Source organism: Thiohalorhabdus sp. (genome assembly GCF_036628635.1).
Classification (GTDB): domain Bacteria; phylum Pseudomonadota; class Gammaproteobacteria; order Thiohalorhabdales; family Thiohalorhabdaceae; genus Thiohalorhabdus.
The window spans coordinates 24,297-45,491 of sequence record NZ_JAZKRM010000021.1 but is presented as its reverse complement, the minus strand read 5'-3'; the positions used below and the strand labels follow the sequence as shown (position 1 = coordinate 45,491).

Here is a 21,195-nt window from a genome sequence, read left to right as displayed (position 1 = left end):
TGCGCGAGGCCGAGGCGGAGGACTGAGGTCCCCGGGAGGATTCCATGGCCTTCGGACAGCAGCCCGGCGACCCCGGCGAGCCCATCAGCGACATCAACGTCACGCCCCTGGTGGACGTGATGCTGGTGCTGCTGGTGATCTTCATCGTCATGGCGCCGCTGTTCGCCCAGGCCCTGCGGGTGGACCTGCCGCAGGCCGAGGCGGCGCCGTCGGCGGAGCCGGTGGTCGCCGACCTGACCCTGGCCGCCGGCGGCGGCCTGTCCCTGGACGGCGAGCCCGTTTCGGCGGCCAAGGCCGCCGAGCGCCTGGCCCGGCGCCAGGCCGAAGCTCCGGAGCTGGTGGTGCGGCTGAGCGCCGATGAGGCAGTGCCCTACGGCGAGGTGGCGAAGCTTTTGGCGCGTATCCGGGAGGCGGGGGTGGCGCGGCTGGCCTTCCGGACCAGGGCCCCGTGAGACGGGGTTTGGGCATCGGGGGAGTCGCCGCGGTCCGCAGTGATGATTTCTGGATTCCGGCCTGGCGAGCGCCCCTGCCTAGTACCGAGCCGCCCTTCGGGTAGCCGGGGCCATTGCTCGACCGAAGCTCCGATCCGGAGATTGCCGCGTCCCGCCGCTAAGCCCCTACGGGACCGTGCCTAAGCCCCAGCTCACGGGAAGGCTTAGTGGCGGGGCTCGCGATGACACCCATCGGCATGGGCGGCGCCAGCGAGGCCGGCAAGGGATTGCCCCTGCCTTCGGGACCTAGTCGGGACCAACCCAACCTCAGGCGTTCGGCAATGGGCTTCGGTCGGAACCCTCGACCGCGGGGATCCGGTCTCGGGCATAGGCCAAAATGGCGTTATAGGTTCCTACCAGCAGCAGCACGAGCTGGCGGGCCCGCTCCAGGGCCTGCAGGAAAACGGCGGGATCCCGCATGTATTCATGCACCAGCTGGTTGCGCAGGTTCCGCGCCTCCACCCACTCCTCGGCCGACGCAAGCAGCCCGAGCTTTTCCAGGCGCTGAAGGTTATCGAGGGCACTACCGGGCTGCTCAAGGAGCTGGCGCAGCAACTCCGGCACCAATCGGTCGCCGATGGTGTCCTGCATCCGACCGAAACGCGCGGAAAAGGCGTCCACCCGCTCTGCCAGGTCGGGGTCGGTTTCCAGCGCCGCATACCACTCCATGTCCAAAGTTTGCACGAACAGCCGCTCAGTGGTTTGCAGAAGGTGGCGGCCTTCGTGCTCGGTCACTTCCAGCAGCCACAACAGCCGCTCCGCCCCTTGGCCCGTCAAAGCGGTACTCCCGTCTCCTTGGCGGCTGAATGGATGGGCTGGGCCTGGGTTTGGGGATCCACGAGGACCACATCGATGCGCTGATCGCCCAATCGCAGCTGAAGGCGGGCGGCCAGCCGACTGGCCGTCTCGGCCCGGTTGGCGATGGGCCGGTCGGTTTCCACGAAAAGGTCGATATCCCCCCCGCGAGCAGCGTCATCCGCGCGGGAGCCGAACAGCCAGACCCGAGCATCCTCTCCGAGAAGGCTGTGGACCTCCCCTTTGATGGTTTGGACCTGGTGGGGGGCGAGGCGCATGGATGGCTCCCGGCGGTTATCCATGATTAACAGCGTAACTCCAGCAAGCGTAAGGCAATCGCCCCCGGAGGAGAAGCGTGGGCGTGCCCTTCCCACTTAGCCACAGCAGGCCTTTACGGCCCTCGCGATGACAGCCCGTCATTGCGGGCACCGCGAAACAATCTCCCAAAAGGAGCCGCGCTTTGGGCCCGGGTCGAGGCTGGTGATCGCGTCGGACACCCCCCTGAAGCTGGTATTTCCCAAATCGGCTATCCGCCTGATTCTCGGATGGTGCTTGTGGGAGGGGCTACCAGCCCCGACTGGGATCGGAGCCCCTTCCTGTCGCGGCCAATGGCCGCTCCCACAGGACTCGGGACCCAAATCGGCATCCTTCCTGACCGAACCGGATAACCCTATTCCCCAACTCGTTCGGTTCGGCTCGCTCCGGATCGGCGCGCTACAATGCCCCCAAGGCATCCGCGCCCAGGAGTCGGTCATGGCCCATCCCGCCCGTCCCCATACCCTCTACGAGGCCATCGAGGCCCTGCCCGAGGGCGTTACCGGCGAGATCATCGGCGGCCAGATGCACACCCAGCCCCGTCCTTCGGGACCGCACGCCCTCGCCGGATCGAACCTGGGTATCGACCTGGGGAACCGTTACAGTCGCGGCCACGGCGGACCCGGCGGCTGGTGGATCATCGACGAGCCGGAGGTTCACTTCATTCGGGACAGCGAGATCCTGATCCCGGATCTGGCCGGCTGGCGGCGCGAGCGCATGCCCGCGCTGCCCCAGGACCAGCGCTTCGAGGTGGTCCCTGACTGGGTCTGCGAGATCCTGTCTCCTGCCAGCGCCAGCAAGGCCCGGGAGGTCAAGATACCGGTCTACGCCCGCTACCGGGTGGCCCACGCCTGGCTGGTGGATCCCCGGGAGCAGTCTCTGGAGGCCTACGCCTTGCAGGAGGGGGAATGGACCCTGGTAGGCACCTACAGCGGGGAGGATCTGGTGGACACCGACCCCTTCCCCGAGGCCGGCTTCCGCGTGGCCGATCTGTGGCGGTAGGGGCAGGCCATGGCCACCATCTGGCGGATCCAGCAGACCGCCGACCCCAAGTTCCCCTACCGCATCACCCTGGAATCCGACAGCGAGGTGGCCCTGGCCCTGCGCGCCAAGGAGCGCTGGCCCGGGCCCAAGGGCAACGTGTTCTGCCTTCGCGAGCAGGCCCCGCCGGATCCGGATGAGCCCCTGAGGAGCTGGAGCGGGTTACCGTGACCTCGCTGCAGCGCCTGGGCAAGAAGCTCGCCCTCACCCTCGACCGCCCCCGGCAGCGCCGCTGCGACTTCCTGTTTTTGACCAAGGCCTACAAGAACCGGCCCGGCCACTACGAGCAGATCTTCTTCCGCACCCAGGAGGCGATGAAGGGCCACCCCACCCGGGGCCGCACCCAGCTGTTCGGCGACTATCGGCTGGAGGTGCTCATCGACCGGGCGGAACGCTACCCCTGGCGCTTCGCCGGCGCCGAGACCCGACGCGAGACCCTGCCGGCCGGCGAGTACGCCCTCCACCAGGGGGACCAGATCCAGGCCGTGGTGGAGCGCAAGACCTTCAGCAACCTCCTCGACGACCTGGGTCAGATCCAGATCCTCCACCAGCAGCTCGCCGAGCTGGCCACCTACCCCCACCCCGCCCTGGTGATCGAGGCCCCCTACGGCCACTTCCTCGAGCCCGAGCGGGTGGCGCCCTGGCCCGCCGCCCACGTGGCGCGGGCCCTGGCCGAGATCCAGGCCATGCATCCGTCCCTGCCGGTGGTCTTCGCCGGCAACCGCAAGCAGGCCAACGAGTGGGCCCACGGCCTGTTTCGCGCCGTGGCCGCCCGCCTCGCCGACGCGGCCCCGGCGGGCGTGGCCGAGGCCCAGGCGCGCTACACCCCGGCCCAGGCCACCGGCGGCACCCAGCTGGCAGTCCGCCGGGAGGTGCTGCAGGAGAGGCCAGAGCGCTTCACCATGGCCATGCTGCGCACCCGCTTCCCGGACCGGTCGGCCCAGCAGCTGCGGGCGGTGCTGCACCGCCTGCGCGACGAGGGCCGCCTCCGCCGCGAGGGGCAGGGCCGGGGAGCGGAGTGGGTGTGCCTGGAGGGGGACGGGGATGGCGGGGCTTCCTGAGCCGGGGCATCGCTTCGGCTCGGGGCCTCGCGATGACAGCCCTCGCCGCCATTGCGAGCGTTGCGTCGCGATCTGCCGAAGGGGGGCATGGTCGAGAGATTGCCGCGAGCCCTTACGGGCTCTCGCAATGACGGCCACGGCCCCTGGCGGGCCTTTCGATGACAGCCCTCGCCGTCATTACCCATCAAACCCTCCGGATCGGCCCGGGATAGCGGGCCACCGCGTCGTCCGCGGTCAGCAGGAGCATTCCCTCGGACTCCGCCTGGGCAACCAGGACGCGGTCGAAGGGGTCCTTGTGGATGGGCGGAAGGTAGCCGACGGCCATGGCGTGGGTGCCGGTTATGGCCACCTCCTCGTAGCCGTGCTCCAGCAGCCCGCGCCGCAGCACCTCCGGCTCAACCCGGAAATCGGAGCGGCCCAGCCCCCGCTTGATGGTGATCTCCCAGAGGCTGGCCGCGCTGAACAGCAGGGCGTTGCCCGGATCCTCGATCAGCGATCGCGCCTGGTCAGGGAGCCGGTCCGGCATGCCGGCGGCCCAGAGCAGCACATGGGTATCAAGGAGGAGGTGCATCGTCCTCCCCGAACATGGCCAGGATCGCCTCCTCCCCCATCCGATCGAAATCCTCCGGGACCTCGATCTGTCCGGCCAGGAACCCCACCCGCTTGGCCCGGTCCGGCTCCGGGGCCTCCATGCTGGTCACCCGGGCGATGGGCTTGCCGGCCTTGGCGATGATGAAGGGCTTGCCCCGCTGCACCTCTTCCAGAAGCTGGGACAGCCGGGTCTTGGCCTCATGGATATTGATTATCTCCATCACGGGCCTCGGGCTTTTGGTTTAGTTTAGTAAACTAAGCCCGAAAATCAGCTGGGTCAAGCCACTCCAATAACCGCGGGTCGCCCGGTGACGGCCCGAGCCTTTCCGATCAATAATGGAGGACCATCGGTTCCAACGAGAGGTCCCCCGTGATAGAGCTGACTGTCAACGGCGAGCCGCGCACCCTCGACCGGCCGCACGACCACCCCCTGCTGTGGGCCCTGCGCGAGGATCTGGGGCTGACCGGCACCAAGTACGGCTGCGGCGTGGGCAAGTGCGGCAGCTGCGCCGTCCACCTCGACGGCGAGCCGGTCCCCGCCTGCACCACCACCCTGGGCGAGTGCGCCCGGCGCTCGGTGACCACCATCGAGGCCCTGGCCGCCGATCCCTACAACCCCGTAATCCGGGCCTGGATCGACGAGCAGGTACCCCAGTGCGGCTTCTGCCAGCCGGCCCAGGTCATGGCCGCGGCAGCGCTGCTGATCCGGGACCCGGCCCCCGATGACACCGCCCTCGACGCCACCTTCCGGCACGTGCTGTGCCGCTGCGGCACCTATCCCCGCATCCACCGCGCCGCCCTGCGGGCGGCCGACTACGCCCGCGACGGCGTGCCCGAGGCAGTCCCTGGCACCTTGGGCATCGCCGATGCCCCCGACGCCGGTGCGGTGCTGAATCCCTGGATCCGGATCCACGCCGACAGCAGCGTTACCGTCACCATCGGTCGCTCGGAGATGGGCCAGGGGGCCCACACCGGTCTGGCCATGGCAGCGGCGGAGGAGCTGGAGGTGGACCTGGGCCACGTACGCACCGAGCACGGGCCCGCCGATCCCACTTACGCCAATCCCATGTTCGGCCACCAAACCACAGGCGGCAGCACCTCGGTGCGCGGCTCCTTCGACCGCTTCCGCCGGGCGGGCGCCGCCGCACGGGAGGTCTTGGTCCGGGCCGCGGCCGCGGCCTGGGGCGTCCATGTCGAGGACTGCTATGCGGAGGCCGGCCACGTGGTCCACGACGCCACCGGCCGGGAGGCGGCCTACGGCGACCTGGCCGCCCGCGCCGCGGCCCTGCCGGCGCCCCAGGAGCCGACGCTGAAGCCCCCGGAGCGGTTCCGCCTGCTGGGCACCTCGGCGCCGAGGCTGGACGCCGCGGAACTGGTACGAGGGGAGACCGTGTACGGCCAGGACCTGGTCCGGCCCGGCATGCAGGTGGCGGTGGTGTTGCGCTGCCCGGTCCACGGGGGCCGGCTGCGGGATTATCGGCTCAACGGCGCCGATCAGGTGGCCGGCTTCCGCCAAGCCGTCGCCCTGCCCCAAGGGGTGGCCGTGCTCGCCGATGACTTCCCCGCAGCCGAGGCCGCCCGCGACGGCATCGACGCCGACTGGGACCCTGGCCCCAATGCCGATCTGGACAGCGCCGCCATTCGGCGCGGCCTGGAGGCCGCCCTGGAGCGGCCCGGCGAGGTGCAGGCGGCCTGGGGCGACGCCGCGGCCGCCCTGCCCGGCGACGCCCCCGAGGCCGTCTACCACACCCCCTTCCTCGCCCACATGGCCATGGAACCCCTGGACGCCACCGCCGAGGTGGCCCCGGACGGGTGTGACGTGTGGACCGGCACCCAGGCCCAGGGCGACGCCCGGGCGGCCGCCGCCGAGGCGGCGGGGCTTCCCGAGGACCGGGTGCGCATCCACACCACCGGCATGGGCGGCGCCTTCGGCCGGCGCCTGGAGACTGACTTCGTCCACGAGGCCGTGACCGTGGCCCGGGCGGTCGAGGCGCCGGTGAAGGTGCTTTGGACCCGGGCCGACGACACCCGTCACGATTTCTACCGCCCCGGCCACGCCGTCCACCTGCGGGCGACCCTCGACGATGCCGGCCGGCTGGATGCCTGGTGGCTGCGCCTCGCCGGGGACCGCATGGCCCTGGGCGGGGTGCGCATGCCCTACGCCCCGGCCCATTACCGCGAGGAGCGGGTGCGGGAGAACCCCGGCGTCCCCTGCGGCTCCTGGCGCTCGGTGGAGGCCTCCAACAACGCCTTCGCCATCGAGTCGTTCATCGACGAGCTGGCGGCCACGACGGGCATGGATCCCCTCGACTTCCGCCTGGCCAACCTAGCCGAGGCCCCCCGCCACCGGGCCGTGGTGGAGGCCGCCGCCGAGCGCGCCGGCTGGGGCCGGCCGGTGGCCGGCACCCATCAGGGGCTGGCGGTGTACGAGTGCTTTGGCTCCATCGTCGCCGAGGTGGCGGAGGTGCGGTTGGCCGAGGACGGGAGCCTGGAGGTGCCCCGGGTGAGCGCCGCCATCGACTGCGGGCGGGCCATCAATCCCGAAGGCATCCGCGCCCAGATCGAGGGCGCGGTGGCCTGGGCCCTGTCCGCGACGCTCCACGGCGCCATCACCTTCGCCGGCGGTGCCACCGTGGAGGCCACCTTCGCCGACGAGCCCATCGTCGCCTATCCCGACATGCCGGTGGTGGAGGTGGCTATCGTGGAGAGCGACGCCGAGCTCGGCGGCGTGGGCGAGCCCGGGGTGCCGCCCTTGGCCCCGGCCCTGGCCAACGCGGTGGCGGCGGCCACCGGGCGGCGGCTGCGGTCGCTGCCGCTGCTCGACGGCGAGGGGCGTCTTCGGGTGGGTGCGGACTAGGCAGGGGTCGCGGCTGGTAGCCGCTTCTACAGAGAGGTCATGGAACCGGCGACGGGGTCGGCGACCGCGGCCGGGGAAACCGGGGCAGCGCCCTCCCCTTCCTCGGCCAGGGGGAACAGGGCCAGGGGATGGCCGGCATCGATGGTCACGGCAACCCGTTCGCCGGGGTCATGGTGGATCTGGTGGTTGGTGCGGATGCGCACGCAGGCGCCGCATTCCAGGTCGACGCCGAACAGGCGGGTGCCGCCCTCGTAGCGGGTCCAGGCGATCCGGCCGTTGCCGTCGGCGGCCGTGGCCAGGGCCAGGTCGTCGGGGCGCACCAGCACCGACACCGGGCCCTCGGCCGCCCCGCCCTCGGCCCGGCCGATGGGCGTGTCCACCGCGCCGCTGCCGGCCCGGCCGGGGAGGAAGGAGGCCTCGCCCAGGAACTCGGCCACGAAGCGGCTGAGCGGCTCCCGGAAGCAGGTCTCGGGGGCGGCGATCTGCTCCAGGGTGCCGGCCCGCATGATCCCCACCCGGTCGCCCACCGACAGGGCCTCTGATTGGTCGTGGGTGACCCAGATGGCGGGCACGCCGGCCTCCTTGAGGGCCTTGCGGATCTCCCAGCGCAGGCTGTCCTTGAGCGAGGCGTCGAGATTGGACAGCGGCTCGTCGAGCAGAACCAGGTGAGGCTGATGGGCCAGCGAGCGCGCCAGGGCCACCCGCTGCTTCTGCCCGCCCGACAGGGCCGCGGGGTAGGCATCGCGCTGATCGGCCAGGCCCAGCCATTCCAGCCAGTGGTCCACCGGGTCGGTGCGCTTAAGCCGGAAGCCCACGTTCTGGGCCGCGGTCAGGTGGGGGAACAGGGCGAAGTCCTGGAACACCAGCCCGGTGCGGCGCTGCTCCGGCGGCACGAAGGTGGCGCCGTTCACGGTGCGGCCGCCGATGCGGACGGTGCCGGCGTTGGGCGTCTCCAGACCGGCGACCACGCGCAGGGTGGTGGTCTTGCCGCAGCCCGTGGGCCCGAGCAGGGTGACGATCTCCCCCGGGGCCACGGTCAGGCTCAGGTCCCGGACCGCGGCTTCGTCGGCGTAGGCCACGTGGAGGTTGTCGATCTCCATCATTACCTCGTCCTTTCAAATAATTGGCTATCCGCCTCATTCAGGGAAGGTGCTGGTGGGAGGGGCTACCAGCCCCGACCGGGATCGGAGGCCCTACTTGTCGCGGCCAATGGCCGCTCCCACAGGAATCGAGCCCGAATTCCGGCATGCTTTCTGACCCAACCGGATAGCCAATTTCAGATCAGCTCGGTCCGGCGGCGCTCGCCCCGGAGCATGACCACCACCGCCAACCCGGACACCACCACCAGCAGGGAGGCGGGCACCGCGGCGCGGCCGAAGTAGCCGGCCTCGTAGACCTGCCACAGGTGGGTGGCCAGGGTCTCAAAGCCGGTGGGCCGCAGCAGCAGGGTCGCCGGCAGCTCGCGCATGGCCTCCAGGAATACCAGTGCCGCCGCCGCCAGCAGCCCCGGCAGGATCAGCGGCAGGGTCACCCGCCGGAAGGCCTCGCCCGGCGGCGCCCCTAGCGACCGCGCCGCCCCCACCAGACCGCCCTCGGCGCGCTCCAGCGGCGCCCGGATGTTGCCCACCGCCAGCGGCAGGAAGCGCACCACGTAGGCGAACACCAGCAGGGCCAGGGTCTGGTACAGGAAGTCCAGGTTCAGACCCACCACCACCAGGGCGGTTCCCAGGACGATACCGGGCACCCCAAAGCCCACGTAGGCGGCCCGCTCCAGCAGCCGACCCAGGCGGCCCGTGGTGGCGGCGTAGGCCACCGGCAGGGCCGCCACCACCGCCGCCAGTGCGGCCAGCACCGAGGCGGTGGCGGAGTTGACCAGGATAGCCGGATCGAAGGCGGCGCCGCCCTCGCGCACCAGCCAGGCCCCGAACACCCCCACCGGCAGCCCGATGGCCAGGGCCAGCACCGCCGCCACCCCGATCAGGGCCGCCGCCTTGCCCCGTCGGCCCAGGGGCAGCCGCGGCGGGCGTCCCGGGCTCTCGCGCACCGAGCCCACCCGCGATTCCAGGAACAGCACCACCGCCACCAGCGCCAGCAGGACCAGGGACAACAGCGCCGCCCGGTCCAGGCCGAAGGCGTTGTACTCGACGAAGATCACCCGGGTGAAGGTGTCCAGGCGCATGATCGCGGGCGTACCGAAATCGGACAGGGTGTACAGCGCCACCAGCAGGGCCCCGGCGGCGATGCTGTTGGCCACTCGTGGCAGCACCACCCGGATCAGGCCCGAGCGCAGCGGCATACCCAGGGTCCGCGCCGCCTCCAGCATGCTCGCGTCCAGATTGCGCAGGGCAGCGCGGGTGGCGAGCAGGACGAAGGGATAGGTGTACAGGGTCATCACCAGCACCGCCCCGGCCAGACCGTCAACCCGCGGCAGCGGCAGGCCGGTGAGATCCTGGAGCTCGCCGCCGGGGCCGAAGGCCGCGAAGTAGGCGAACGCGCCCAGGTAGCTTGGCACCGCCAGGGGTGCCGCCAGCAAGCCGGTCCACAGCCCGCGCCCGGGCAGATCGGTGTAGACCGTGAAGAAGGCCAATGGCACGCCGATCAGGGTGGCGCCCACCACGGTCAGCCCGGTCAACAGCAGGGTATTCACCGCCACGCCCAACGTGCGCGCGCCCAGCCCGGCATCGGCGCCCACGGCCATGCCCACCAGCACCACCACCGGCAGCAGCGCCGCCGCCGCCACCAGGACGCTCAGGGCATGGACCGCCGAGACCCGCCTCATAACACCCCGGCACGGCGCATGAGGTCGAGGGTGGGCTCCATGTCGCCCAGGCGGGTCAGATCGATCCGCGGCGGCTGAAGGCTGTCCAGCGACGGCAGACCCTCGGGCCCCGGCACCCCGGGCACCAGCGGGATCTCGTAGGCCTCCTCGGCGAGGTAGGACTGCACCTCGCGGGAGAGCAGGTAGCGCACGAAGTTGGTCGCCGTGTCGCTGTCATCGAGCAGGGCTACCCCGGAAGCGTTGACCAGGGCCCCGGCGTCGCCGCGGGTGTGGGTCAGGGCCACGTTGGCGTCCGGCTTGCCCGCTTTCAGGCGCAGCGTGTAGTAGTGATTGGCCAGGCTCACGTCCACATCGCCCTGGGCAGTGGCCATGACCGCCCCCAGCTCGCCGGCGTATTCCCGGGCCCGTGGCTTGATCGCCCGCAGCCATTGGAGCGTGGCCTGCTCGCCTTCGAGCACCCGCATGGCGGTGACGAAGGACTGGAAGGCGCCGTAGGCCGGTGCCCAGCCCACGCTGAAGTCGGCGTCGGCGAAGGCCATGATGTCGTCGGGGATGGCATCGGGATCCACCTGCTCGGGGTTGTAGGCCACCGTCCGGACCCGCCCCGTCACGGGGGCCATGGCCTCGAACCGGAACGGCTCGCGGATCCGGTTACGCAGCTCGGCCGGCACCGGTCGCGCCAGCCCCTGGTCGATGACCCGGCCCAGGGAGCTGGCGTCGATGGACCAGAACAGGTCCGCCCGGACACCGCCGCGCTCGGCCTCTTGCACCAGGGTGTTGGCCAGGGCCGAAGAGGGCCCGCGCCGGACCGATAGGTTCAGATCCGGGTTGCGCTCGCGGATGGCATCCACGACATGGCTGTACAGCCCGCCCTCGCCCCGGCCCAGATAGACCGTCAGATCCCCGCTCAGCGGCGGCAGGTCGTCTACCGACAGCGCCGGCGGTGCCTCGCCGCCGCCGTCGGAGCAACCCGCCACGACACCGGAGGCGCCGAGAACCCCCACGGCAGTGGCGCCCTGGAGGAAGGCTCGCCGCTCCATGCTAGAAAACCTCGCCGCTGCTGTCGGCCGACTCCTTCAGGCGTGTTTCCGCCTTCGCCAGCTCTTCCTTCATGGACTCCACCATGCCGCGAACATCCCCGACCGGGGCGCCGTCGTTGATCCGCCCCAGCAAGCCGGCATTGAAGGCCTCCTCCAGCCGTGTCACCAGGGCTGGATCCTGCTCGATCAGCTCGCCCTCCAGGCCCTCGAAGTTGTTGAAATAAGCGTCCCGGACCAGATCCTTGGCCTTCTCGGTATTGCCCTCGTCGTAGGCCGCCACAGCTTCGTCGAGATGGTCCCGGATGCGGTCGAAGGCGGCCGCCGGTCCGGTATCGCCGTCGCCGGTGCCCTCCTCGGCCCCGGCCCGGCGCATGCTGGCCTTGAGCTTGAGCCCGCCCAGACCCTCGCGCAGGGCGGCCACCACAGCATCGGCCCGGGCCCGCACCGTCTCCGCATCGGCGCCGTCCTTGACCGCCTGGCGCAGCCCCGAGATGGCCTGCCAGATGGGCGGATACAGCGGGGTGGCCACCGCCTCCACCGCCGCGTGGTATTCGACTTCCTCCCAGGCGGCAACGAACTCGGCCACGTTGCCGGCCTTGCCCTCCCGGCGGTAGCGCTCGGCTAGTTCGTCAAGCCGACTGGCCAGCTCCTCGACGTCGGCCTCATAATCGGCCAGGTGGTCCTGGAAGGCCGCCACGTGGTCACCCTCGTCGCCATGTGCGACAGCCGTCGTCGGGGCCATAATGGCCCCGAGCAGCAAACCGGCCGCCAGGGCGGCCCAATTGTCGAATTTGCCCAGCATGCGTCACCTCCGCGGAACTGAAGTCTTTATACCGCAAATAATACTCATTTTCATCGTAATGTAAACCCCCATTCCGAATGGGGCCGCTCCCGTGCCGGAACCGCCGGGTCCGGAGACGAATACCGCCGTCCGCAGCGTGTCCCACTCCCGGAGCCTTGCCACCATGATGGGACCCAGCATGCGCCTGCTCTGGCATCTTTTCGGCTGGTCCAGCGTGGCCGTAGGCACCATGGGGGTATTCCTGCCGCTGCTGCCGACGACCCCCTTCATGCTGGTGGCCGCTTGGGCTTTCGCGCGCAGCTCCGACCGGGCTAACCGCTGGCTTCACGAGCATCCCCGGTTCGGCCCCGTTCTAAACGATTGGTGGAGCCACCGAGCCATTTCCCGCCGGGCCAAGGGGGTGGCCGTTGCCTCCCTGATCGCCAGCCTGGCCATCGCCGCGGTAGCCGGGGTGCCCGGATGGGCCTTGGCCGTCCAGGGGGTGGTGCTTGCCCTCGTGGGTGCCTATCTGATCACCCGGCCCCGAGCCGGCGGTTCCTGACCGGCTTGCGCCGGGCCGGAATGGGTGTCGCTGGGGCTGCGCTTTCTGGCCGGGGCCTTGGTGGTCACCACGGGGCTGTACGTGGCCGGATGGTGGCCGGGCGTGGCCCGCCTGAAGCACTTGGGGCTGCCGGTATGGCGGCGGCTGGAGCCGCGGGGCCGGAACCAAGGCCAACCTGTGCTAGGCTTCGATTCCGGGAACGCCAACCCTTAGCGAAAGGTCCCGCTATGACAAAGCTACTGCTGCTCGCCATCCTGCTAACCGCCGGACCCGCTCTGGCGGATTCGGTAGCGGTCAGCGACGCTTGGGTCCGTCTGGTGCCCGGCGACGGTCCCTCGGCCGCCTACCTGACCCTCAAGAACCGCGGCGACGACCCGGTTGAGCTGGTGGGGGCGAAATCGCCGCGCTACGGGCGGATCACGCTCCATGAGAGCGTGGAATCGGGTGGGACCTCGCGCATGGCGCACGTGGAAGGCATAACAGTGACTCCGGGCGACAGCCGCGAGCTCGCCCCAGGCGGGTTCCATCTGATGCTCATGGATCCCCAGGAGCCGCCGGAGGTCGGCGATTCCATGACCCTCAGCCTGCTCTTCGCCGACGGCGCCAGCGTGGATGCGGCGTTCACGGTGGAGCCGCCCTACAGCCAGGGACCGGAATGACGGCGAACCGGCCCATGGTTTCCCGTTTCCCCGTCGTACTGCTGCTGGTGATCTTGCTTGCCGGCTGCGGTGAAGACCGAGCCGATTTCAACCTCACCGATGCCACGGGCAAGGTCCCCGACCTCAAGCTCGGGATCACCGACACCCACGGCGAGGTGCGAACGGCCGAGGATTTCCGAGGTCGGGCGGTCCTGCTGTATTTCGGCTACACCCACTGCCCTGACGCCTGCCCCATGAGTCTCGGCCGCATCAAGGCGGCCCTGCGCCAGCTTCCTGCCGACAAGGCCGAACGCACCACGGTTGTCTTCGTCACCGTGGACCCCGACCGCGACACCCCTGAGCGCCTGCGCTCCTACCTGGCCAACTTCCACCTGCCCCGCGGGGTGGGCCTCCTCGGCCGGGGCGAAGATTTCGACCGGCTCAAGGAGCGCTACCACATCCACGTGGAGCGCCAGCGGGAAGGCCCGGACGACACCGACTACGAGGTGACCCATCCGTCCCAGGTCTACGTCTTCGGCCCGGATGGCCGCGCCCGCCTGCTGGCCCGCCTCAGCGGCGGCGAGCCGGACTCCCCGGAGGCGCTTGCCGCGGACCTGGAAAAGCTTCTGTAGCCGCAAGTGAGATCGACCTCTCCCCGTTTGGACGGACTGATCCGACAAGCAGCAAAGGGAGGCAGGGGCAACCTGCCGCAGCCCTAGCGGGCCGGCAGCACCTCGAGCGGATCCACCGGTTCGGTGCGCCGCCGCACCTCAAAGTGGAGGGACTCGCGGTCGGCGGTGCCCGTCCGGCCCACCCGCGCCACCACATCACCGCTGGCGACTCGGTCATCCTCGGCCACCAGATTCACGCGGTTATAGGCGTAGGTGGTGATATAGCCCCCACCGTGGCGGATGATGACCAGGTTGCCATAGCCCCGGAGGCCGTCGCCGGAATAGACCACTTTGCCGCCGGCGGCTGCACGGATCTCGGTCCCGGCTTCGGCAGCAATGTCGATGCCGTTGCTGCGGTCCCGGCCCTCGCCCCCGAACTGTTTGATGATCCGCCCCTTCAGAGGCCAGCGCCAGCCGCTCGGAGCTGTTCCCTCGTCCTCGGCGCGCTCACCCCCGGCCGGGTCTCGCTCCCCCTCTTCGGCCCCCTCGGTTCCCGCGCTGCCATCGCCCACACGGGCCTTTCCCACTCGGGGCTCGCCCTTGGTGGCGACCTCCGTGGCGGTGTTACCGTCATCGCCGGAGGGGGGCTGGAGGCGCAGCCGCTGGCCCACCTGGAGATTCTGGGGATCGCGGATGTCGTTCCAGAGCATGATGCGCTGATGATCGACGTGGAAGCGCTGGCCGATGCTGTAAAGGGTATCACCGCGGCGGACCTGGTAATGCTCGGGGGTGGGGCCATGATAGGAGGGGGCGTATACGGGAGGCGCCCCGCACCCCGACAGGGTCAGCAGGGCGCTAAGGCAGAGGATAGCGGTGCGGCGAATCTTGGGTTCGACCACGTTGCGTACCTGGCGCCCGTCATCCGCTACCCGACGGGCTGGGGGCTTTGCCCGAGCCTACCGCAATCGGCTCCTGGATTCAGCCCTTTTGGGATGCCTTGGCATGGCCGCTCAGCTTGGCCAGGACCTCTTGCCCTGGTATCAATGGCACTGGTTTCACCTTTCCCCTTGCCTAGTGGGAGGCTGTGTGGACGAGCTAATGCCATGGCAGGAAACAGCGACGGCCCTGGTGAGGGACCTGACAAGTCGGATTGAGGCAGTGGGCCTGTCCTGGGAAACCCTGCAGGCCGGGTTCGCCGGCTTTGTGTTCCTGGCCCTCGCCGGGGGCGTGATTGCATTTACCCGCCGCCGTCAGGACCTGTTCTCCGGCTTCAGCGTGGGCTGGGCCTTTGCTCTCTTCCTGGGGGCCACCGGTGCCCTCATGATCGCCGGCCCCCTGGTCCCGTCAGAGACCCTGAATTGGGTACGCGGCGGGCAGCTACTGATCGGCCCCCTCGCCCTTCTGCTGATGGGGGGTTTCCTGGTGCGCATGCGCAGGCTGGAGGCATTCGAGGACAGCGAAGCCCGCGAGGGTGACCTGGCGACCCAATTGAGGCAGAGCCAGCACCAGCTGGCGGAGCTCCAAGCCCGTAACGCCGAGCTTGCTCGCATTCGGGACGAAACCGCCCAAGAGAACAGCCGACTTGCCTGGGATTACGAGGCCGCTTCCCGGCAGGCAGAGGCAATGCGGATCCGGGAGGAAGATACGGGGCTGTACACCCGGGCCCATTTCTTGGAGCGAATGCGGGAAGAGTTCGAGCGCACCACCCGCAATGGCGGTATGCCCTTGCCCCTGTTCATAGGCCTTCAGGGTCTGGACCAGCTCGAGGAGCAGGCGCGGGAGGACCTGATGGCCCAGGCCGGCCGGGTCCTTCGCGAGAACCTGCGATTGCCCGATCTGGCATGCCGGTTTGGGGAAACGGAGCTGCTGGTGGTCCCCTTCCAGACCGATTCCCGCGGGGCCGCTGCCCTGGCCCGCCGGCTCCACCGTTACCTCAAGCGCGCTCTGCCTCAGGCCAACGGCCCAAACCGGGTAACCCCGAACCTTGTCTTCGTCCTGCTGGACTTCGAGATCAATCTGGTTCGCTTCGAGGATTACCTGGAGGCCTGCGAGGTGTCCGCCACCGATGTCCCTAAGCAGACGCCCAACCGCCTTACCCGCCTTCCCGCCCGGTTTGCCGTATCCAAATGGGGCAGTTAAAGGCCGACCTAGCCCAGCAGACCGTAGCCCACCAATGCGGCGATGCCGCCCACCCCGAGCCAGAACAGCAAGGGCGACCAGCGCTCCACTTGGCGATACAGGCGCTCGCCGCCGAGGCGGATAATCCCGGCCAGGACGAAAAAGCGCAGGCCGCGGCCCGCGAAGGACCCCACGACAAAAGGCAGCAGCGGCATGGCCAGGCTGCCGGCGGCGATGGTGAACACCTTGTAGGGGATGGGCGTGAGCCCCGCGAGGAAAACCGCCCACACCCCGTAGGTGCCGAACCAATCCACCACCCGCCGGTATTCGCCCTCCGCCCCGTAGAATTCAAGCAGCGGCGCCGCCACCGCCTGATACAGCACAGCCCCGATCAGATAGCCCAGGAGACCGCCCGCCACCGAGGTGAGGGTGGTCAGAGCGGCGAGGTACCACCCCCGCTCGGGGCGGGCCAGGGTCATGGGGGCGAGCAGGACGTCCGGGGGGATGGGGAAGAAGGAGGACTCGGCGAAGGAGATCGCTCCCAGCCAGGCGGGGGCGCGGGGATGTCCCGCCTTTTCCAGGGCCCACCGGAGAAGACGCCGGATCATGGGCCGGGCCCTCGCTGGGCAAGTCGCCGGCAGGGGTGACGGGAGGGGGTCTGGGTCACGGCTCCTCCCGATCCCGCAGGGGTACGAAATGGCAGTTGCCCAGGTCCGCCGCAGCCAGCCCTTCGGGGGTGCGCTTCCAGCACATGAGGCGCTGCTCCTCACCGGTTTCGAGCGGCCCCACGAGGCAGCCGCCCTCCCGGATCTGCTCCAGGATGGCAAGCGGCGGCTCCTCGGCGCTGGCCGCCATGACAGCGGCATCGAACGGGGCCTTGTGGGCCCAGGCGTCGCGGCCGTCCCCAACCCGCAAGTGGACGTTGGCCACACCCATCTGACGCAGAAGGGTCCGGGTGCGCCCGGCGATCTCCGGATTCAGCTCCGCCGCCCAGACCGAATCCACTAGGCCCGCCAAAACGGCGCTTTGGTAGCCGGATCCCGCGCCCACGTCGAGCACTCGTTCGGGCTCGAAGGCGAGCACCGCCTCCGTCATGCGCGCCACCTCCCAGGGCTGGGACAGGGTCTGGCCGAAGCCGATGGGCAGGGCGGTCTCCTCATAGGCACGGCTGGCCAGGGCCTCGTCCACGAACCGGTGGCGCGGCAACTCCGCCATCACGGCCAGGACGCGCTCGTCCGCGATCCCCCGCTCACGCAGGCCGGCGACCATGCGCGCCCGGGTGCGGGCAGAGGTCATGCCTAGGCCGGGGGCATGGGGGCGCTGCTGAGCCACCCCTCGATCTCCTCCCGGGCCGAATGCAGGGTCATGTCCAGCCCCAGCGGGGTCACGGACACGTAGCCGGTTTTGACCGCGTCGAAGTCCGTCCCCGGGCCGGCGTCGGCCTCGGCGCCGGCGGCGCCGATCCAGTAAATGGTCTCGCCGCGGGGGTCGGTGTCCACCACCACCCGCTCGCTGGCGTGACGATTGCCCAGCCGGGTCACCTGGATACCGGCGATCTCCGCCAGCGGACGATCCGGCACATTGACGTTGAGGACGAGCTGGGGGGGGAGGGGATGAGCGCACAGCAGCTGGTGCGTGAGGTGAGCGGCCACTCTCGCCGCCGCCTCGAAGTTCTCCGGGTTGCGCCCGGCCAGGGAGACGGCCATGGAGGGCGTCGCCAGATGCCGCGCCTCCACGGCGGCGGCGACGGTTCCGGAATAGATGACGTCGTCGCCCATGTTGCTGCCGTGGTTGATGCCGGAAACCACCACCGTGGGCTCCACGCCGAACACCCCGCCGAGGGCGATGTGGACGCAGTCGCTGGGGGTGCCGTCAACGGCGTGGGTGTGAGTATCGACGTGGCGGGACCGCAGCGGATGGAGAATGGTGAGGGCGTTGCTGGCACCGCTGCGGTCGGCTTCCGGGGCCACCATTAGCACCGTGTCCTCGCCACCCAGGTGCTCGGCGAGGACCTGGATGCCGCGGGCTCGGTAGCCGTCGTCGTTGCTGATCAGGATCACGGGCACTCCCCGGGAAGCGGGCGAGGGGCAAAGGCGAAGTGGGTACTGGGGCAGGAAGCCGGAACCGGCGGGCGCTTACGGCTTACGGCCAGCCGGGGGCCCATCCAGCTGATCCCGGATGGCGGCAAGCTCCCGCCGAACCTCGCGCAGCTCCTCGACGGGCCCGGTGCGATCGGTACCTCCGGCCAGCTGCTCACGCGCCCCTTCGATGGTGTACTTGCAGTCCTTGAGCAGGTAGCGGATGCGCCGGACCAAGTGGACATCGGTCGCCCGGTAGTAGCGGCGGTTGCCGCCACGACGCAGTGGCGCTAGATCCGGGAACTCCTCCTCCCAGTAGCGCAGGACATGGGGCGCCACCTCGCAAAGCTCCGCCACTTGGCGGATGCCGAAGTAGCGCTTGTTCGGAAGGGGATCCTCGATACCCATGCGCGTTCTCCGGTTGCCACTCCAGCAGCCCGGAGCCCCGCCCTCCGACGGCGCGACCTAGCGCTCTTCGTTGACGCGGGCCTTGAGGACCTGGCTGGGACGGAAATTGACCACCCGCCGGGCGGATATGGTCACCTCATCGCCGGTCTTAGGGTTGCGTCCGGGACGCGGTGGCTTGTCGCGCAGCTCGAATTTGCCAAAACCGGATAACTTGACCTCTTCCCCGCCTGCAAGGGCGGCTCGGATCTCGTCCAGGCTGGTCTCCACCAGATCCCGGGCTTCCTTCTTAGAGAAACCGATGCGGTCGTGGAGCATCTCGACCAGGTCCGCTTTGGTGATTGCCAATCAAGTGTCCCCTTCTGGCCGAATCGGAGGAAGACCAGCGCCGTGGCCCGGAAGGCCGACGCCGGTAGTGTCATGGGGTTAGAACCGTAGCGACCGGGCTCTGGGATTAGCCCCGGAGCTGGGCCCCGAGCTCGCTGTCAAGCCGTTCCACGAGCCCCGAGACAACCGTCTCGATGCGATCGTCGGTAGGAGTCTCGTCGTGGGGCTGGAGGGTCAGGGCCAAGCCTATGCTCTTGTGCCCCGCCGTGACGCCTTGGCCAGTGTATACATCGAATATGCGCCAGTCCATGAGATCCAGGTCGGCCTCGGTCTCCGCCGCGTAGGCCGCCACCACCCGCGTCAGCTCCGCCGCGGTCACCCCTTCCGGTACCACCACGGCGAGGTCCCGCCGGGTCATGGGCAGACGGGACACCGGCCGGTACTGCGGCACCTCGCCGACGTGGGCCCGCACCGGAGCCAGATCGAGCTGGAAGAGTACCGGCGGTCCCGTTACCTCCAGGCACTCGGCAAGGCCAGGATGCAGGGTCCCCAGCCAGCCAGCGGGGGTGCCACCCAGGGTAATGCGGGCGCTCTGGCCCGGGTGAAGCCCAGGGTGCTCGCCCCGCTCGAAGACGGCATTGGGGGCTCCGGCCCGGGCCAGAAGAGCCTCCACGTCGCCCTTGACGTCGAAGAAGTCGGCGTTGCGGCGCTCGCCCGCCCAGTGGGGCGGATCCACCGGCCCGGCGACCAGGCCACCGATGGCGTCGTGCTGGAGGATGGCGCCGTTTACCCGGGGGAAAACTCGGCCGAGCTCGAACAGGCGCAGGCGCTCGTTCTGGCGTGCCTGGTTGGCGGCGGCGGTCTCGAGCAGCCCGGCGAACAGATCCGGGCGCATCACCGACTGCTCCCGCGACAGCGGGTTGGCCAGCGGCAGCGGCTCGGCCGCCGGATCCAGGTGGCGCACCGTGTCCGGGTCCACGAAGCTGTAGGTGATCACCTCCCGGAAACCGCGGCCCACCAGCAGCTGGCGCAGGGGCCGATCCTGAACATCGGTCTCGGAGCCAGCGTGGGGCTCCATGGGCCCGATCATCCGCACGGCGGGAAGCCGGTCGTAGCCGTGCAGGCGGGCCACCTCCTCGATCAGGTCCGCCTCCAGGACCAGATCGAAGCGGTAGGGCGGCGGCACCACCTGCCACTCCTCGCCCTCCTCGTCGGTCTCCAGATTGAGCCGACGGAAGGCGTCACCCATGGCCTCGGCTCCTAGGTGCGTGCCCAACCGGGCATCGGCGCGGATCGGCCGGAAGGGGATCTCGGGGCGCTCGGGCAAGTCCGCCTGGTGGAGCGCTTCGACCACAGGCCCCGCGGTACCCCCCGCGAGCTCGGTGAGCAGGGCGGTGGCCCGCTCCATGGCGATCACCGGCAGGTGGGGATCGACCCCGCGCTCGAAACGGTGGCTGGCGTCGGTGTGCTGGCCGAGCTTGCGGGCACGGCCGGCCACCGCACCAGGGCGGAAATGGGCCGCCTCCAGAAAGACGTTGGTGGTGGCCTCGCCCACGGCGGTGTCGGCGCCGCCCATGACCCCGGCCACCGCCTGCACCCCGGCGTCGTCGGCGATGGCCAGTGCGCCCGCCTCCAGCTCGGCCTTGGTGCCGTCGAGCAGGGTCACCGGCTCGCCGTCGGCGGCATGGCGCACACGCGCGGCGCCGCTCAGCCGGTCGTTGTCGAAGGCGTGCAGCGGTTGGCCCAGCTCCAGCATGCAGTAGTTGGTGACGTCCACCAGCAGCGACACCGGGCGGACGCCGCAGCGGCGGAGACGCTCGCTCAGCCACAGCGGCGTCTCGCTCCGGGCGTCCACCCCCTCGATGACGCGGCCGAGATAGCGGGGGCAGTCGGCGCCGGCCTCCAGGCGCACCTCGCGGCGGGCCCCGCCGGCGGGGTTAACCGGGGCCAGGGGCGGGCCCATGAGCGGCCTGTCGGCCAGAGCTGCCACCTCCCGGGCGATGCCGGCGATGGATAGACAATCACCGCGGTTGGGGGTGAGGTCGAGCTCCACCACCGCATCCGGAAGGCTCAGGTAATCCGCCAGGGGCGTGCCCACCGGGGCCTCACGCGGCAGGACCAGGATGCCCTCGGCCTCCTCGGCCATCCCCAGCTCGGCTGCCGAGCACAGCATGCCCTCGGAGGTCTCGCCGCGGAGCTTGCTTTTCTTGATGGTCATGCCGCCTGGCATCTCCGCTCCGGGCACCGCCACCGCCACTTTGTCGCCGGCGCCCATGTTGGTGGCACCGCAGACAATATGGCGGGTTGCACCCTCATCGGCATCCACGGTGCACACCGATAGGCGATCGGCGTTGGGGTGCTGGTCACAGGTCTCGATCACGCCCACGACCACCTGATCCAGGCCGGCGCCGAGCTCCTCGACGGCCTCCACCTCCAGGCCGGCCATGGTCAGGCGGTGGGCCAGGGTGGCCTGGTCCCAGCCGTGATCCACCCATTCGGCGAGCCAGTTCTGGGAGAACCGCATCAGTGTTCCTTTATCCGGTGAGGAGTGAGGAATGAGGAGTGAGGCGTAAAGGCCACGGCATTATCCACAGATGACGGCGATGAACGCAGATCAAAAAACCGGGTATCGGCCGTATCGTTTCCATCTGTGGCTATCTGTGTCATCTGCGGATCGGCCGTGGCTTGGGGGCGGGCCGTTACCC

At 69.9% G+C, this 21,195-nt stretch carries 25 protein-coding genes; 10 read left to right on the top strand and 15 right to left on the bottom strand.

Features of this window, described 5'->3' with window-relative positions; translation table 11 throughout:
- Nucleotides 1-44 precede the first annotated feature (44 nt).
- Nucleotides 45-452, top strand: coding sequence for an ExbD/TolR family protein (locus V5A19_RS08665; RefSeq protein ID WP_332319261.1), 408 nt, complete (start codon nucleotides 45-47; stop codon nucleotides 450-452).
- A gap of 306 nt (nucleotides 453-758) precedes the next feature.
- Here the strand turns inward: V5A19_RS08665 and V5A19_RS08660 are convergent, their stop codons facing one another.
- Complete coding sequence (locus V5A19_RS08660; protein WP_332319262.1) at nucleotides 759-1,268, bottom strand: hypothetical protein; 510 nt, start codon at nucleotides 1,266-1,268, stop codon at nucleotides 759-761.
- Nucleotides 1,265-1,564, bottom strand: a complete 300-nt coding sequence (locus V5A19_RS08655; RefSeq protein WP_332319263.1) for a nucleotidyltransferase domain-containing protein — start codon at nucleotides 1,562-1,564, stop codon at nucleotides 1,265-1,267. Before V5A19_RS08655 ends, V5A19_RS08660 begins: the two co-directional genes overlap by 4 nt.
- Nucleotides 1,565-2,039: 475 nt before the next feature.
- Between V5A19_RS08655 and V5A19_RS08650 the strand changes: the two genes are divergently transcribed.
- Genes V5A19_RS08650 through V5A19_RS08640 form a run of 3 tightly spaced genes read left to right on the top strand, consistent with a single transcriptional unit; the run spans nucleotide 2,040 to nucleotide 3,703 of the window.
- Nucleotides 2,040-2,603 carry a Uma2 family endonuclease gene (locus V5A19_RS08650; protein ID WP_332319264.1) on the top strand — a complete coding sequence of 188 codons (564 nt, stop codon included), beginning with the start codon at nucleotides 2,040-2,042 and terminating at the stop codon, nucleotides 2,601-2,603.
- Between the two features lie 9 nt (nucleotides 2,604-2,612).
- Nucleotides 2,613-2,813, top strand: coding sequence for a hypothetical protein (locus V5A19_RS08645; protein ID WP_332319265.1), 201 nt, complete (start codon nucleotides 2,613-2,615; stop codon nucleotides 2,811-2,813).
- On the top strand, nucleotides 2,810-3,703 hold the full coding sequence (locus V5A19_RS08640) for an ERCC4 domain-containing protein (protein ID WP_332327761.1): 894 nt from the start codon (nucleotides 2,810-2,812) through the stop codon (nucleotides 3,701-3,703). Before V5A19_RS08645 ends, V5A19_RS08640 begins: the two co-directional genes overlap by 4 nt.
- A gap of 184 nt (nucleotides 3,704-3,887) precedes the next feature.
- Here V5A19_RS08640 and V5A19_RS08635 read toward each other — a convergent pair whose 3' ends face one another.
- Both V5A19_RS08635 and V5A19_RS08630 read right to left on the bottom strand, forming a co-directional pair.
- Entirely contained in the window at nucleotides 3,888-4,274 is a 387-nt protein-coding gene (locus V5A19_RS08635; protein WP_332319267.1) for a type II toxin-antitoxin system VapC family toxin, read from the bottom strand.
- Entirely contained in the window at nucleotides 4,258-4,515 is a 258-nt protein-coding gene (locus V5A19_RS08630) for a type II toxin-antitoxin system Phd/YefM family antitoxin (protein ID WP_332319268.1), read from the bottom strand. The genes V5A19_RS08635 and V5A19_RS08630 overlap by 17 nt, the downstream gene beginning before the upstream one ends.
- Before the next feature lie 149 nt (nucleotides 4,516-4,664).
- Between V5A19_RS08630 and V5A19_RS08625 the strand changes: the two genes are divergently transcribed.
- The gene (locus tag V5A19_RS08625; protein WP_332319269.1) at nucleotides 4,665-7,151 is read left to right on the top strand and encodes a molybdopterin cofactor-binding domain-containing protein; all 2,487 of its coding nucleotides are present in this window, start codon (nucleotides 4,665-4,667) and stop codon (nucleotides 7,149-7,151) included.
- Nucleotides 7,152-7,177: 26 nt separating this feature from the next.
- Here V5A19_RS08625 and V5A19_RS08620 read toward each other — a convergent pair whose 3' ends face one another.
- The 4 genes from V5A19_RS08620 to V5A19_RS08605 form a co-directional block, all read right to left on the bottom strand.
- Nucleotides 7,178-8,254, bottom strand: coding sequence for an ABC transporter ATP-binding protein (locus V5A19_RS08620; RefSeq protein ID WP_332319270.1), 1,077 nt, complete (start codon nucleotides 8,252-8,254; stop codon nucleotides 7,178-7,180).
- Between the two features lie 173 nt (nucleotides 8,255-8,427).
- A complete protein-coding gene (locus tag V5A19_RS08615; RefSeq protein ID WP_332327760.1) occupies nucleotides 8,428-9,930 on the bottom strand; it encodes an ABC transporter permease in 1,503 nt (500 codons plus the stop codon).
- Nucleotides 9,927-10,970, bottom strand: coding sequence for an extracellular solute-binding protein (locus V5A19_RS08610; protein WP_332327759.1), 1,044 nt, complete (start codon nucleotides 10,968-10,970; stop codon nucleotides 9,927-9,929). The genes V5A19_RS08615 and V5A19_RS08610 overlap by 4 nt, the downstream gene beginning before the upstream one ends.
- A gap of 1 nt (nucleotide 10,971) precedes the next feature.
- Nucleotides 10,972-11,772 (bottom strand): hypothetical protein, encoded by an 801-nt coding sequence (locus V5A19_RS08605; protein ID WP_332319273.1) that lies wholly within the window; start codon nucleotides 11,770-11,772, stop codon nucleotides 10,972-10,974.
- 163 nt (nucleotides 11,773-11,935) lie between these two features.
- Here V5A19_RS08605 and V5A19_RS08600 point away from each other — a divergent pair, with 163 nt between their 5' ends.
- From V5A19_RS08600 to V5A19_RS08585, 4 genes are read left to right on the top strand one after another with little or no spacing between them, the layout of a single operon-like run.
- On the top strand, nucleotides 11,936-12,313 hold the full coding sequence (locus tag V5A19_RS08600; RefSeq protein WP_332319274.1) for a YbaN family protein: 378 nt from the start codon (nucleotides 11,936-11,938) through the stop codon (nucleotides 12,311-12,313).
- 24 nt (nucleotides 12,314-12,337) lie between these two features.
- On the top strand, nucleotides 12,338-12,526 hold the full coding sequence (locus V5A19_RS08595) for a hypothetical protein (protein WP_332319275.1): 189 nt from the start codon (nucleotides 12,338-12,340) through the stop codon (nucleotides 12,524-12,526).
- 14 nt (nucleotides 12,527-12,540) lie between these two features.
- Nucleotides 12,541-12,972 (top strand): copper chaperone PCu(A)C, encoded by a 432-nt coding sequence (locus tag V5A19_RS08590; RefSeq protein WP_332319276.1) that lies wholly within the window; start codon nucleotides 12,541-12,543, stop codon nucleotides 12,970-12,972.
- Nucleotides 12,969-13,583 (top strand): SCO family protein, encoded by a 615-nt coding sequence (locus V5A19_RS08585; RefSeq protein ID WP_332319277.1) that lies wholly within the window; start codon nucleotides 12,969-12,971, stop codon nucleotides 13,581-13,583. Before V5A19_RS08590 ends, V5A19_RS08585 begins: the two co-directional genes overlap by 4 nt.
- 83 nt (nucleotides 13,584-13,666) lie before the next feature.
- On the opposite strand, the gene V5A19_RS08580 is transcribed toward V5A19_RS08585, so the two are convergent.
- A complete protein-coding gene (locus V5A19_RS08580) occupies nucleotides 13,667-14,461 on the bottom strand; it encodes a M23 family metallopeptidase (protein WP_332327758.1) in 795 nt (264 codons plus the stop codon).
- 187 nt (nucleotides 14,462-14,648) lie between these two features.
- Between V5A19_RS08580 and V5A19_RS08575 the strand changes: the two genes are divergently transcribed.
- Nucleotides 14,649-15,701, top strand: coding sequence for a diguanylate cyclase domain-containing protein (locus V5A19_RS08575; protein ID WP_332319279.1), 1,053 nt, complete (start codon nucleotides 14,649-14,651; stop codon nucleotides 15,699-15,701).
- An 8-nt stretch (nucleotides 15,702-15,709) separates the two neighbouring features.
- On the opposite strand, the gene V5A19_RS08570 is transcribed toward V5A19_RS08575, so the two are convergent.
- The 6 genes from V5A19_RS08570 to pheT all read right to left on the bottom strand — a co-directional run bounded on the left by V5A19_RS08570 (nucleotide 15,710) and on the right by pheT (nucleotide 21,014).
- A complete protein-coding gene (locus V5A19_RS08570; protein WP_332319280.1) occupies nucleotides 15,710-16,288 on the bottom strand; it encodes a YqaA family protein in 579 nt (192 codons plus the stop codon).
- Between the two features lie 55 nt (nucleotides 16,289-16,343).
- Entirely contained in the window at nucleotides 16,344-17,012 is a 669-nt protein-coding gene (locus V5A19_RS08565) for a protein-L-isoaspartate(D-aspartate) O-methyltransferase (protein ID WP_332319281.1), read from the bottom strand.
- A complete protein-coding gene (surE, locus tag V5A19_RS08560; protein ID WP_443081447.1) occupies nucleotides 16,979-17,746 on the bottom strand; it encodes a 5'/3'-nucleotidase SurE in 768 nt (255 codons plus the stop codon). Before surE ends, V5A19_RS08565 begins: the two co-directional genes overlap by 34 nt.
- 69 nt (nucleotides 17,747-17,815) lie before the next feature.
- A complete protein-coding gene (locus V5A19_RS08555; protein ID WP_332319283.1) occupies nucleotides 17,816-18,166 on the bottom strand; it encodes a MerR family transcriptional regulator in 351 nt (116 codons plus the stop codon).
- A gap of 57 nt (nucleotides 18,167-18,223) precedes the next feature.
- Nucleotides 18,224-18,511 (bottom strand): integration host factor subunit alpha, encoded by a 288-nt coding sequence (locus tag V5A19_RS08550; protein WP_332319284.1) that lies wholly within the window; start codon nucleotides 18,509-18,511, stop codon nucleotides 18,224-18,226.
- A gap of 106 nt (nucleotides 18,512-18,617) precedes the next feature.
- On the bottom strand, nucleotides 18,618-21,014 hold the full coding sequence (gene pheT, locus V5A19_RS08545; protein ID WP_332327757.1) for a phenylalanine--tRNA ligase subunit beta: 2,397 nt from the start codon (nucleotides 21,012-21,014) through the stop codon (nucleotides 18,618-18,620).
- Nucleotides 21,015-21,195: the final 181 nt, after the last annotated feature.

Excerpts from the sequence above, each read along its gene's own strand:
- V5A19_RS08665 (WP_332319261.1), top strand. The coding sequence starts at position 45 with ATGGCCTTCGGACAGCAGCCCGGCGACCCCGGCGAGCCCATCAGCGAC.
- V5A19_RS08655 (WP_332319263.1), bottom strand. The coding sequence starts at position 1,564 with ATGCGCCTCGCCCCCCACCAGGTCCAAACCATCAAAGGGGAGGTCCAC.
- V5A19_RS08650 (WP_332319264.1), top strand. The coding sequence starts at position 2,040 with ATGGCCCATCCCGCCCGTCCCCATACCCTCTACGAGGCCATCGAGGCC.
- V5A19_RS08645 (WP_332319265.1), top strand. The coding sequence starts at position 2,613 with ATGGCCACCATCTGGCGGATCCAGCAGACCGCCGACCCCAAGTTCCCC.
- V5A19_RS08635 (WP_332319267.1), bottom strand. The coding sequence starts at position 4,274 with ATGCACCTCCTCCTTGATACCCATGTGCTGCTCTGGGCCGCCGGCATG.
- V5A19_RS08630 (WP_332319268.1), bottom strand. The coding sequence starts at position 4,515 with ATGGAGATAATCAATATCCATGAGGCCAAGACCCGGCTGTCCCAGCTT.
- V5A19_RS08620 (WP_332319270.1), bottom strand. The coding sequence starts at position 8,254 with ATGATGGAGATCGACAACCTCCACGTGGCCTACGCCGACGAAGCCGCG.
- V5A19_RS08615 (WP_332327760.1), bottom strand. The coding sequence starts at position 9,930 with ATGAGGCGGGTCTCGGCGGTCCATGCCCTGAGCGTCCTGGTGGCGGCG.
- V5A19_RS08610 (WP_332327759.1), bottom strand. The coding sequence starts at position 10,970 with ATGGAGCGGCGAGCCTTCCTCCAGGGCGCCACTGCCGTGGGGGTTCTC.
- V5A19_RS08605 (WP_332319273.1), bottom strand. The coding sequence starts at position 11,772 with ATGCTGGGCAAATTCGACAATTGGGCCGCCCTGGCGGCCGGTTTGCTG.
- V5A19_RS08600 (WP_332319274.1), top strand. The coding sequence starts at position 11,936 with ATGATGGGACCCAGCATGCGCCTGCTCTGGCATCTTTTCGGCTGGTCC.
- V5A19_RS08590 (WP_332319276.1), top strand. The coding sequence starts at position 12,541 with ATGACAAAGCTACTGCTGCTCGCCATCCTGCTAACCGCCGGACCCGCT.
- V5A19_RS08585 (WP_332319277.1), top strand. The coding sequence starts at position 12,969 with ATGACGGCGAACCGGCCCATGGTTTCCCGTTTCCCCGTCGTACTGCTG.
- V5A19_RS08570 (WP_332319280.1), bottom strand. The coding sequence starts at position 16,288 with ATGATCCGGCGTCTTCTCCGGTGGGCCCTGGAAAAGGCGGGACATCCC.
- V5A19_RS08555 (WP_332319283.1), bottom strand. The coding sequence starts at position 18,166 with ATGGGTATCGAGGATCCCCTTCCGAACAAGCGCTACTTCGGCATCCGC.
- pheT (WP_332327757.1), bottom strand. The coding sequence starts at position 21,014 with ATGCGGTTCTCCCAGAACTGGCTCGCCGAATGGGTGGATCACGGCTGG.